Source organism: Candidatus Synechococcus spongiarum SH4 (assembly GCF_000586015.1).
Lineage (GTDB): Bacteria > Cyanobacteriota > Cyanobacteriia > PCC-6307 > Cyanobiaceae > Synechococcus_B > Synechococcus_B spongiarum_F.
On sequence record NZ_JENA01000030.1, the window covers coordinates 1 to 11,576 of the forward strand.

Below are 11,576 nucleotides of genomic sequence, written 5' to 3' on the forward strand. Positions count from 1 at the left end.
GTGCTCATAGGCTCCCGAACCCCGCATATCCACCAGCACGGCTTGGCGGATGGGTTGCTTGAGGGCAATGGCAGCCAGGGTGCGCAGGGTGGCGGCCCCCAGAGTGAGGGGGACCAGGATATGAACCAACTCCGCCAGGTCCGCCCGCAGTTGCAGGCTGTATCCATCGTCATCCTGGCGAATTTCCAGGGCGGTCTCGCGGTGGGCGTAGTCCGCCATCAGGATCATCAAGGCGGTGGAAGCCTCCTCGCAGGAGCAACCAGCCAGTTGGGCCAACTCCTTGAGCGTCACGGCGCGGCCCTTGAGATAGAGAATGGCCTCCAGTCGGGCGGGGAGGGACAACCCCGCCGCCGCAACTGCCTCTGCGGATTTCTCCGCCTCAGCCGAGGAAGAGTTGATAGGCCTGGTTACCGGTTTCATCCCAATAGCGATAGCCCAAGGTTTCCAGGAAGGCCTGCCATTCCTGCCGCTCTGTTTCCGGCACCTGTACGGCCACCACAATACGCCCGTAATCCGCCCCCTGGTTGCGGTAATGAAACATGCTCAGATTCCAGGTGGGTCGCATACGGGAGACAAAGTGCATCAGGGCGCCAGGCCGCTCGGGAAACTGAAAGCGGTAGAGCAACTCGCCGCTGGCTGCCGGGCAGCGGCCCCCCACCATGTGGCGGATGTGGACTTTCGAGAGTTCGTCGTCGCTGAGGTTCACGGCGGCAAAGCCCCCCTCCTGCAGCTTCCGCACCAGTGCTTCGGTGTCACTGCGACCGTCCACCTCCACGCCAATAAAGATATGGGCCTGCTGTGGATCCGCCATGCGATAGCTGAACTCCGTCAGGTTGTGGTTGCCCAACACGGAGCAGAACCGCAGCAGACTGCCGGGGCGCTCCGGGATGGTGACCGCCAGCAGGGCCTCCCGCTCAGCCCCCAACTCCGCCCGCTCCGCCACAAAACGCAACCGGTCAAAGTTCATGTTGGCGCCACAGGCCACGGCCACCAGTTGCTGATCCCGGCGGCCCCGGCGCACGACATCCTGTTTCAGACCGGCAACGGCCAGGGCTCCGGACGGCTCCAGCACGGAGCGGGTGTCTTCAAAGACGTCCTTGATGGCTGCACAGATGGCGTCCGTGTCCACCAGCACCATGTGGTCCACGTACTGGCGGCAAAGACGAAAGGTTTCCTCCCCCACCTGCCGCACCGCCACACCGTCCGCAAAGATGCCCACCTGGTCCAGACACACCCGCCGGCCAGCCGCCAGGGAGCGGGTCATACTATCGGAATCGACGGGCTCCACGCCAATGATCTCCACCTGGGGCCACAGGGCTTTGACGTAGGCGGCGATGCCGCTGATTAATCCCCCGCCCCCCACGGCCACGTAGATGGCTGTTGGCGGCTCTGCCAGTTGGCGCAGGATTTCCATGCCGATGGTGCCCTGGCCGGCAATCACCTCCGGGTCGTCAAAGGCGTGAATAAAGCAGAGCCCCTGCTCCTCCACCAGCTTTTGGGCATGACTGCAGGCATCGTCAAAGGATTTGCCGTGGAGCACCACCTCGGCCCCCAGGCGGGTCACGTTGCGCACCTTGACAGCGGGGGTGACCCCAGGCATCACGATCACGGCGCGGCAACCACGGCGTTGGGCCGCCAGGGCCACGCCCTGGGCATGGTTGCCGGCGCTGGCGGTCACCACGCCCCGTTCCAGTTCTTCTGCCGACAGCAGCCGGATGCGATTGTAGGCGCCCCGCAACTTGAAGGAAAATACCGACTGCAAATCTTCCCGCTTGAACCAGACTTGGTTGCCCAGGGCGCGGCTCAGGTTTCTGGCCACCTCCAGGGGGCTTTCAATGGCCACGTCGTACACCCGGGCCCGCAGAACCCGCTCCAGGTAGCTGTGGTTTCGTGCTGGGGGTTCGGTGGAGTCCATCGGCGGGGAGGCGGCTGCTCCTGATTGTTCACCCACGTTACCGCTACGGGCTTGACCCGCATCCGCACCCGCCAACGGGTGTCAGGCCAGCACCTCGATCCGGGAGAGAAAGAACAGCACCCAGACGGCAAACAGAATCAGAGCCATGGCAAGGCAGTAGGTATTTCTACACAGCATACGAAACGTCACATGGTTTTGGCAAGCCCTTGGCCGGTTTTTCTCTCACACGCTTAAAAATCGGCTGATCACCGCCTGGGAGAGCCCCGCCGTGGGACCACTGGCCACGATTCCACCCTTTTGCATGGCGTAGTAGGTGTGGGCCTGGCGGACAAAGTGGAGGTGCTGCTCCACCAGCAGCACGCTGACGCCGGTGTGGTCCATGATGCGGCGCACAGCCTTTTCAATATCGGCCACCACGTTGGGCTGGATGCCTTCGGTGGGCTCGTCAAGGAGCAGCAGGCGCGGTCTGCCCTGGAGGGCCCGGGCCATGGCCAACTGCTGTTGCTGGCCGCCACTCAGGTCCCCACCCCGCCGCTCCAGCATGGTTGCCAGCGCCGGGAACAGGTCGAACACCTGGGGATCCGGACGATCATGTCGGGCCAGGCCACCGGGGCGGGCCTCCAGGCCCAGCCGCAGGTTGTCCCGCACCGTCAACCGGGGAATGATCTCCCGCCCCTGGGGCACGTAGCCAATCCCCGCCCTGGCCCGCCGGTGGGGGGGCAGGGCCAGCAGGTCCCGCCCCGCAAGCTGGATCCGGCCCCCCTGGGGACGGATCAACCCCATGATGGTTTTGAGCAGGGTGGTTTTGCCCACACCGTTGCGGCCAATGAGGCACACCATCTGCCCCCCCTGCACCTGCAGATCCACGTCCCGCAGGATGCGGCTTTCCCCGTAGCAGGTGGTGAGGCCCTGGATCTGGAGGAGGGGCTCTGTCATGGCTGCTGCTCCTCCTGGCCAGCGCCAAGATAGACCTCCACCACCCGGGGATCCGTTTGCACCTGATCCATGGATCCCTCACAGAGCACCTGCCCCTGGTGGAGCACGGTCACCCGGGTTTGCAGGCGGCGGATGAACTCCATGTCGTGCTCGATGACCAGCACCGTGTGGTCCCCCGCCAGGGACTTGAGCAGATCGGCCGTGCGCTCGGTTTCCGCATCGCTGAGGCCGGCAACGGGCTCGTCCACCAGCAACAACCGGGGCGCCTGCACCACCAACATGCCGATCTCCAACCACTGTTTCTGCCCGTGGGAGAGGGAGCCGGCCCGATGGCGGGCGCGGGGGGCCAGATTGATGACCTCCAGGAGATGGCGGATGCGCTGCCGTTGGGCGCCGGTGAGATGGCGCCACAGGAGCCCCATGGGGGTTTTGGGCGTACTGACGGCCAGGGCCAGATTCTCCTGCACGCTCAGTTGTTCAAACACCCTGGGGCTTTGAAACTTGCGACCCACCCCCAGGCGGGCAATCTGGTGTTCGTTGCGCCCCTTCAGGGAGCGACCCCGGAAGTACACATCCCCTGCCTGGGGACGCACCTTGCCGGTGATCACGTCCAGAAAGGTGGTCTTCCCGGCGCCGTTGGGACCAATCACCGCCCGCAACTCTCCGGCGGCAAGCTGCAAGTTCAGGTTTTTCAAGGCCAGGAAGCCGTCAAAGCTGACGCTGACGCCAACCAACTCCAGGAGGGGTGATTCGGGGGTGGGCACGGGTCAGTCCTCCCCCTCCTGTTCGGTCTCCAGTTCCAGGGCGGGGTAGGTGCTGAGCCGGGTCCTCCAGCCCAGCCGGGCCAGCAGACGGCGGGGACCATCCTCCTGGAACCATCCCACCACCCCACCCTGCAAGGTGGTCACCACCAGAAGGAACAGTCCACCCTGGATGAATAGCCAGGTCTGGGGCCAGGCCTCACTCACCAGGCTCTTGGCCATGTTAATGACCAGGGCGCCCGCCATGGCTCCCCAGAGGGCGCCGCGCCCCCCCACCGCCACCCAGATGACCATCTCGATGGAGAAGGGGGCCGCCATGAACTGGGGGGAGACAATCCCGGACTGGACCGTGTAGAGGGCGCCGGATATGCCCGCCAGACCACCGGCCAGGGCAAACACCATGGTCTTGAACGGGGTGGGGTTGTAGCCAAGACACCGCAGCCGCGCTTCATCGTCCCGGATGGCCAACAAGGCATGGCCGAAGCGACCCCGCACCAGTTGGCGGCACAGCAGCCAGGCCAGTAGCGCCAGCAGGGCGGTCAGCCAGAACAGGTTGCGCTGCATGGCGTCGGAGCCCACCATCAGCCCCAGCAACCGGGTCAGGTCCGTCTTGAGGCCGTTGGTGCCGTTGATGAGCTTCTGCTGACCATTGAAAAAGTTGAAAAACACCAGCAGGGCCGCCTGGGTGAGGATGGAGAAATACACCCCCTTGATGCGGTTGCGGAACACCAGGAAGCCCAGAAGCCCTGCCACCACCGCCGGCGCCAGCCAAATGGCCACCAAGGTGAACCATGGGGAGTGGAAGGGTTCCCAGAACCAGGGCAACTGTTGCACCCCATACAGCCCGAAAAACTCCGGCAGCCCGCCGGCGGCCCGGCTGCAACTGTGGCAGTTGAGCTGAAGATGCATGGCGGCGCCGTAGCCCCCCAGGGCAAAGAAGATGCCCTGGCCCAGGCTCAGCAGTCCCGTGTAGCCCCAGATCAAGTCAATGCCCAGGGCCACGATGGCCAGGGAGAGATAGCGACCCAGCAGGTTGAGCCGGAAGGGGGAGACCAGGCTGGGCAGGGCCAGCACCAGCGCCAGGCCCATCCCCCAGAGCAGAGNTTGTGACCAGCGGGGCTGCCAACGGGAGCGGGTACCGGCCATGGCTCACACCTCCGCCATGCGACCCCGCTGGGGGAACAGGCCCGCCGGACGCACCTGCAACGCCAGAACAATCAGGGCAAAGATGAGCACCCGGGCCATGCTGGTGGTGGCGAAAAATTCCACGCCCTGCTGAAGCCAGGCCGGCATTTGGGGCCAGACCTCCAGTAGACGGCCGGCGCCGATCACGTCGGTGAGCACGCCAATGCCGGCCGAGGCCACCACGGCGCCCCAAAGGTTGCCCACACCCCCCAGCACCACCACCATGAAACAGCCGACGATGTAGTCTCCTCCCACGTTGGGGCCCACCGATCCCAGCAGGGACACCGCCACCCCGGCCACCCCGGCCAGGCCGGAGCCAAGACCAAAGGTGAGGGCGTCCACGGCCTGGGTGGGAATGCCCAGGCAGTCGCTCATGGCCCGGTTCTGGGTCACGGCGCGGATACGGAGACCCCAGAGGCTGCGGTTGAGGAACCAATAGACCGCCAACACCGCCAGGATGGTGAGCGCGAGTATCACCAACCGGGGAACGGGAAGAGTCCAATCCCCCAGATCCAGGCCGCCCCGTAGCCAGCGGGGCGCCGTCACGTCCACGTTGCGGGCGCTGGCCCGGGCCAGCTTGGGCATGGCGCTGCGAATCCAGCCGGCAGCGGTCACCCCCACCCCCGCCGCCACAACCCAACTGCCCAGCCGCAGCAGCCATGGCCGTTGTTGTCCCGGACCCCGTAGCCGGTTCACCACCAGCGGCCCCGCCAGACCCAGCACGGCCGCCAGCCACAGACCGGTTGACCAGGCCAGGGGGACGGTGCGCACAAACTGCTGCAGGATCAGGCTCACCCCCCACGTGGCCAGCAGGGTTTCCAGCGGCCTGCCGTAGAGACGGCGAATCACGGTCCTCTCCAGCAGCAGCCCCACCAGGCCGCTCACCAGAAACGCCACCACCACAGCGACAAAGATATAGGCTCCGAACAGGGGTTCCAGAAGGGGCAACTTGAAAAAGCTCTGGACCACGTAGGTGGTGTAGGCCCCCAACATCATCAATTCCCCATGGGCGAGATTAATCACGCCCATGAGGCCAAACACAATTGCCAACCCCAGGGCGGCAATCAGCAACACGGAACCGATGGCGGCCCCGTTGAAGAGACTTTCAAGCAATAAGGTCACAGATCAAGGCTGATTGTCCGTCCCAGGTGGTCGTTCCGGATTGTGTCGGTGGGGGCTGAAGCCTGGCGGTCAGAGGAGATACTTCTCACCTTTGTCGGGATCACTCCAGTCACAGGCATATCCCTTGGAACTGGGCTCGAACTGGTTCCAGGCCTGGGGAGCAATGGGGCCGTCGCTGGTGCTGAGGATTTCGAATTGCCCATCGGAAGTCACCTGGCCGATGCGTACGGTCTGGGAAATGTGATGGTTGGGCATCACTTCAATGGGGCCTTGGGGTGCGTCAAAGGTGACGCCAATGAGGGCCTCACGCACCAGGTTGTCATCAAAACTGTTGGCTTTCTCAACACCAGCCTTCCACAGATAGACCATGTTGTAGGCCGATTCCATGGGATCGTTGGTCACCCGGTCTTCCCCGTACTTGGCCTTGAAGGCTTCCGTGAACTCCCGGGAAGCGGGGGTATCGATGGCCTGGAAGAAGTTCCAGGCGGCAAAGTGATCCGCCAGGTATTCGGGGCCAATGGTGTCAATCTCCACTTCGGCAATGGAGAAACTCATCACGTAGTAGCCGTTCTCGGGTGTGAGTCCTGCCGACTGCATCTGCTTGAAGAACGCCACGTTCTGATCCCCGTTCAGGGTGTTGATAATGGCGCCGCCGTCAGGTAGAGCGTTTTTGATCTTGGCAATGATGGGGGCCACCTCCGTGTTGCCCAGGGGCAGATAGTCTTCACCCACCACCTCGCCGCCGAGGCTTTCCAACTGGGCTTTGGTGATGGTGTTGGAGGTGCGGGGGAAGACGTAATCCGAACCCACCAGGAAGAAGGGCTTGCCCGCCACCGGAGATTCCTTGAACATGAACTCCACCGCCGGCTCCGCCTGCTGGTTGGGGGTGGCGCCGGTGTAGAAGATGTTCCTGGAGCATTCCTGACCCTCGTACTGGATGGGGTAATAGAGGAAGGCGTCCTTGGATTCAAAGACCGGCAGCATGGCCTTGCGGCTGGCTGAAGTCCAGCCGCCAAACACCACCGGAACCTCATCCTGGTCAATGAGCTTCTTTGCCTTCTCGGCGAAGGTGGGCCAGTCGGAAGCGCCGTCCTCTTCGATCCAGGTGATTTCGTAGCTCTTGCCGTCCACGGTCACACCGCCTGCGGCATTGATTTCCTCAATGGCCATCTTCTCCACCTCGGACAGGGTGGACTCGGAAATGGCCATGGTTCCGCTCAAGGAATGGAGGATTCCCACAGCAACGGTGTCGTCAAACTCCATCCCGGCGGAATCCGTTGGCGCTGACCGGGGTCCGCCACAGGAGGCCAGGAGCAGGGAAGCGGCCAGGGCGGAAGCGCCAAAGCTCCGACGAGGAAACGAGGTGAGACCCATGGGATACGGCACGGACAAGCCGCTGTTGCAACGCTCCGATTTTCAACCACCCCCCGGCCGGATTTGGTAGCCAAAGCAACGGGAAGCCAAAATTGTGCCCAACTGAACAGTTCCCGCCCATGGATAAGGAGCGCTCAGACGTGGGAGCGGGGCGATTGGGGAGGCAACTGGCGCAGAAGAAAATCCTCCACCTTCTCCACCCCTTCAGCGGTGCGCAGGTTGGTGAAACACCATGGCCGCCCACTCCGCATGCGCCGGGTGTCCGCCTCCATCACCGCCAGACTGGCGCCCACATGGGGAGCCAGGTCGATTTTGTTGATCACCAGCAGGTGGGAGCGGGTGATGCCGGGGCCCCCCTTGCGGGGAATCTTGTCCCCAGCCGCCACGTCAATCACGTAAATGCACAGGTCCGCCAACTCCGGGCTGAAGCTGGCCGCCAGGTTATCCCCACCGCTCTCCACCAGCACCAGATCCAGACCGGGCTCGGAGCGTTCCAACTCCTCCACGGCCACCAGGTTGATGGAGCAGTCTTCCCGGATGGCCGTGTGGGGGCAGCCGCCGGTTTCCACCCCCCGGATCCGCTCAGGGGGCAAGGCGCCGGAACGCAGCAGAAATTCGGCGTCCTCCCGGGTGTAGATGTCGTTGGTGACCACGGCCATGCGCAACCGCTGCCGGAGTCGCTTGCAGAGCACGTCCACCAGGGCGGTCTTGCCGGAACCCACCGGCCCGGCCACACCAACACGCAAAGGGCTCAACCGGGAAACAAACAGCTATACAGCCCATCATGCCCCAACGCCGCCAGCCAACGCCAGCCATTGGAGCGTCCGCGCCCTGGCTGATCACACGGGCGGGTATCTCCAGGTCCGCCGTCCATCGGTGGTGACACAGCACAAAGAAGGGCTTGATCCTCTCAAGCTGGCGCTCATCGAGCCAGAACAAACCATCCATCCTTCCGCCTTCTGAGGGTGGCGGGGGATCCCTCGCTGCTGCAGGGCTCTCCCCAGTTTCTGGGTCCTGACCCTAATCTCCCCCCATGCAGTGACGAGCAGAGGCCATGGTGCTTGACCATCTTTCCACCAGTTGGTCCGTGTTTCAGGCATTGTTTCTGGAGGCCATGCCGTTTCTTCTCATTGGTATGGCGTTGGCCACCATGGCCCGACACTGGCTTCCCACGGGTCCGGTGCTCCAGTGCCTGCCGGATCATCCCCTCCTGGGTCCCCTCACAGGCGCCGCCATGGGGTTTGCCCTGCCGGCGTGTGAGTGCGGTAACGTGCCCGTGGCCCGCCAACTGCTGGCATCCGGGAGCCCGCTCTCCACGGCCATGGGGTTTCTCTTTGCCGCCCCCGTGTTGAATCCCATTGTCCTGGCCTCCACCTGGGCTGCATTCCCGGATCAACCCTGGTTGCTCTGGGCGCGCCCCGCTGCGGGTCTGGCCATGGCCCTTGTGGTGGCCACCCTCCTGCGTCTCCAGCAGGACGCCGCCATCCTGACCCCCAACCTGCTGCGGGAGCGGGGCTTTCACCAGCCGGTCGGGGCGGGGTCGTTGCTGGAACGTTCCACTGGCCTGATTGGGGCGCAGGGTCCGGCGGCGCTGCCGCTGCCGTCGGTTGGTCGGGGCAAATCGTGGCGTCTCAGCGTGCTCCACGGCATGGATGAGTTGGTCAAGCTATCCGCTCTGTTGATTCTGGGGTGCGCAGTTGCAGCCCTGTTGCAAACCACCCTGCCCCGGGACTGGCTGCTGGCCGTTGGTCAGGCCCCCACCCTCTCGGTGTTGGCCCTCATGGCGCTGGCGGTGGTGATCTCCGTATGCAGCAGTGTGGACGCCTTTCTGGCCCTGGCCTTTGCCTCCCAGGTCACCCCGGGAGCATTGCTGGCTTTTCTGGTTCTGGGCCCGGTGATTGACGTGAAGTCCCTGGGTCTGTACGGCACGGTGTTCTGCCGCTCGGCCATGGCATTTGTGGCGTTGGCCTGTGGCGTGTTGGCCCTGCTGGCGGGCCAGTGGACCAATTTCCTCATGCTCTGAACCATGAACCAACCTGGCCCCCCATCCCTCTGGTCCGTGGTTCGACGGGCCGTGGCCCGTTGGCGTTGGCCGCCACTGGCGCTGCTGTGCTGTGGGGTCACACTGGTGCATAGCTGGTCCAGCGGCCGCCTGCAACTGCTCATGGCCCCGGTGTTCCACGGGCTGGTGATCGGGGCCGGGTTGGCGCTGCTTGTGTGGAGCGTGACGATGCTGGCGGTAGAGCCGCCGCGCCGACCCACCCCGTGGCGGGCAGCGGCGCTGGTGGTCTGCACAGGTCTGTTGATGGTGTTGGCGCCACCCCGTAGCTCATTCAGCACGTTGGCCCGCTATCGCCCGCCCGCCCGGTTGGATGGCCTGGCTGTGGGCTTTGCCTTACCGCCGGAGCAGCGGGACCTGGTGGACTGGGTGCGTCTGTTGCGGGGTACCGCCCAACCCCAACTGTTCCGTGGCGAACCCGTGCAGGTGGAGGGTTTTGTGCTGGTGACCGCTACGGGGGAACGTCACTTGGCCCAGCTTCTGGTGCGCTGCTGCCTGGCGGATGCCACGCCGGTCTGGCTGGCGGTGCAGTGGCCGGCTGATGCCCCGCCGCCGCAGGATCAGTGGGTTCGTGTGGAGGGGGAGATGGAACTGCTGGAGACATCCGGCGGGATGCAGCCCGTGGTGGTCGCCCACGAGGTGACCACCATTGCCAAGCCCCGCCAACCATTCCGCACGTAAACCCGTCTTACGGGGAAGAACGATTGCAAGGGGGAAAGCTATTAAAAACCAAATATGGCGCTATAACAGGGAAGTGGAACATGATCCGCTGCTTCCATCCTCTATTGGGGGAAGCGGGAATGTTGGAGGGTTATGGACTTAGTGGGGGGGAAGATACTGCTTGGAGGACGAATTCTGGGGAGGCAGCTCCATGGAACGGCGCAGGGCAGCCAGTTCATCATCCACATCCACCTGGACTGGCTCCACCTGGACTTGCCGGGGGGTGGCCGTATTGTTGTCCGGCAATACGGGTAGTGCGGGGGCAGGGGCCATGGAGGCTTTCAGGGCGGCTAGTTCATCGTCCACGTCACTCCCTTGCAGGGCCTCGAAGCGGGCCTCCAGATTGTCCCCTGCCAATTCCCCGATTGCCGCGGTTTCCGCCTCCAAGGACTCCACCTTTTCTTCCATGCGCCCGAAGGCCGCCATGGCGGAATCCGTGCTGATGCCGCTGACGGCTCCCTCAAGCTGCTTCTGGGCCTGGGCCGCCTGGGCACGGGCCTTGAGGGTGTCTTTCCTGGTTTTGGCCTGGGCAATCTGGCCCTCCAGCTTCAGCAAACTACGCTTCAGAACATCCACCTGGCCCGCCTGGGATTGCATCTGCTTGATCAAGGCCTGGGCAGTGTCCTCATGGGTCTTGCGCTGAGACAGGGCTTGGCGGGCCAGATCCTCGTCTCCCCCCTTGAGAGCCAACTGGGCGCGGCCATACCAGTGGTCCGCCTGGACACGGGCTTGGCTGGCTTGGCGTTCAATGCGCTTCTGGCTGGCCACCGCCGTGGCCACCGCTTGGCGTAGTTTTACCAACTCCGCCTGCATGTCCATCAGGGACTGATCCAGGATCTTCGCGGGATCCTCCGCACGACTCACCAGATCGTTGGCATTGGCGCGCATCAGTCGCCAAAGTCGTGAGAAGAAAGACATGATGGCAGCGGCAGTGGGGGATGATATCCAGGGCCAGCTTAGCAGGCTTGGCCCGGCGATGGACAGGGGTAGGTGGGGATTGAGGGCTGTTTGGGGAGCAGAGCTGGTACACCTTGATCAATGCGGCTGCTCAGGGCTTCCATGCGGGTGTTGAGATTGGCCCCCAGGTCGTCGATGCGGGTTTCCAGGGTATCCATGCGAGTCCCGAGATCGTCGATGCGGGCACTCATACCGTAGATCCCCAAAGCGATGGACACCAGTAAACCAATGATGGTCACCGCCCCGCCAATCGCCGCGATCACAACGGCGGGCTCCACCCATGGGCGGCGTGTTGGTGGTCATGGGCTGGCGGCCTCAGTACTGACTCCAGAGGCTGCCCACAAGTGGCGGCTCCGGTGGCGGCATGCCGGCCTCCGCCAAAGTTTGGACACAGGGTGGAGGCATGTGGCATTTCTGGACTGGTTGTGCTGATAATTGCATGCGTGGCCGGTGACTGTGGGCGTGGGGATGAAGGCATCCGGATCCGGGAATGACGTGGGGGTGCGGCCGGCACAGGTGCTGAGGCCAAGCCGGCGTGGGGCGCCCC

General features: G+C 64.0%; 12 protein-coding genes. 2 read left to right on the forward strand and 10 right to left on the reverse strand.

The genetic code is table 11. The features are described 5' to 3' along the window. The 8 genes from scpB to ureG all read right to left on the reverse strand — a co-directional run. A partial coding sequence (gene scpB / locus BG35_RS0102635) for an SMC-Scp complex subunit ScpB (protein ID WP_025781581.1) occupies positions 1-342 on the reverse strand: 342 nt, incomplete at its 3' end. A 37-nt stretch (positions 343-379) separates the two neighbouring features. Beyond that, on the reverse strand, positions 380-1,915 hold the full coding sequence (ilvA, locus tag BG35_RS0102640; protein WP_025781582.1) for a threonine ammonia-lyase, biosynthetic: 1,536 nt from the start codon (positions 1,913-1,915) through the stop codon (positions 380-382). Between the two features lie 222 nt (positions 1,916-2,137). Continuing rightward, the gene (gene urtE / locus BG35_RS0102650; RefSeq protein ID WP_025781583.1) at positions 2,138-2,851 is read right to left on the reverse strand and encodes an urea ABC transporter ATP-binding subunit UrtE; all 714 of its coding nucleotides are present in this window, start codon (positions 2,849-2,851) and stop codon (positions 2,138-2,140) included. Continuing rightward, the gene (gene urtD, locus BG35_RS0102655; protein ID WP_025781584.1) at positions 2,848-3,615 is read right to left on the reverse strand and encodes an urea ABC transporter ATP-binding protein UrtD; all 768 of its coding nucleotides are present in this window, start codon (positions 3,613-3,615) and stop codon (positions 2,848-2,850) included. The genes urtE and urtD overlap by 4 nt, the downstream gene beginning before the upstream one ends. A 3-nt stretch (positions 3,616-3,618) precedes the next feature. Further along, entirely contained in the window at positions 3,619-4,701 is a 1,083-nt protein-coding gene (gene urtC, locus BG35_RS0102660) for an urea ABC transporter permease subunit UrtC (protein WP_444542000.1), read from the reverse strand. Positions 4,702-4,761: 60 nt separating this feature from the next. Beyond that, positions 4,762-5,919, reverse strand: coding sequence for an urea ABC transporter permease subunit UrtB (gene urtB / locus BG35_RS0102665; RefSeq protein ID WP_025781586.1), 1,158 nt, complete (start codon positions 5,917-5,919; stop codon positions 4,762-4,764). Between the two features lie 69 nt (positions 5,920-5,988). Further along, complete coding sequence (urtA, locus tag BG35_RS0102670; RefSeq protein WP_025781587.1) at positions 5,989-7,293, reverse strand: urea ABC transporter substrate-binding protein; 1,305 nt, start codon at positions 7,291-7,293, stop codon at positions 5,989-5,991. 134 nt (positions 7,294-7,427) lie between these two features. After that, the gene (ureG, locus tag BG35_RS0102675) at positions 7,428-8,048 is read right to left on the reverse strand and encodes an urease accessory protein UreG (RefSeq protein WP_025781588.1); all 621 of its coding nucleotides are present in this window, start codon (positions 8,046-8,048) and stop codon (positions 7,428-7,430) included. A gap of 299 nt (positions 8,049-8,347) precedes the next feature. On the opposite strand from ureG, the gene BG35_RS0102680 reads away from it, so the two are divergent. Both BG35_RS0102680 and BG35_RS0102685 read left to right on the forward strand, forming a co-directional pair. Next, entirely contained in the window at positions 8,348-9,316 is a 969-nt protein-coding gene (locus tag BG35_RS0102680) for a permease (protein WP_025781589.1), read from the forward strand. 3 nt (positions 9,317-9,319) lie between these two features. Further along, complete coding sequence (locus BG35_RS0102685; RefSeq protein ID WP_025781590.1) at positions 9,320-10,033, forward strand: TIGR03943 family putative permease subunit; 714 nt, start codon at positions 9,320-9,322, stop codon at positions 10,031-10,033. A gap of 138 nt (positions 10,034-10,171) precedes the next feature. Here the strand turns inward: BG35_RS0102685 and BG35_RS0102690 are convergent, their stop codons facing one another. Then, positions 10,172-10,990: a PspA/IM30 family protein gene (locus tag BG35_RS0102690; protein WP_025781591.1), complete on the reverse strand. Its 819-nt coding sequence runs from the start codon at positions 10,988-10,990 to the stop codon at positions 10,172-10,174. A gap of 38 nt (positions 10,991-11,028) precedes the next feature. Further along, a complete protein-coding gene (locus tag BG35_RS13315) occupies positions 11,029-11,307 on the reverse strand; it encodes a hypothetical protein (protein WP_025781592.1) in 279 nt (92 codons plus the stop codon). Positions 11,308-11,576: the final 269 nt, after the last annotated feature.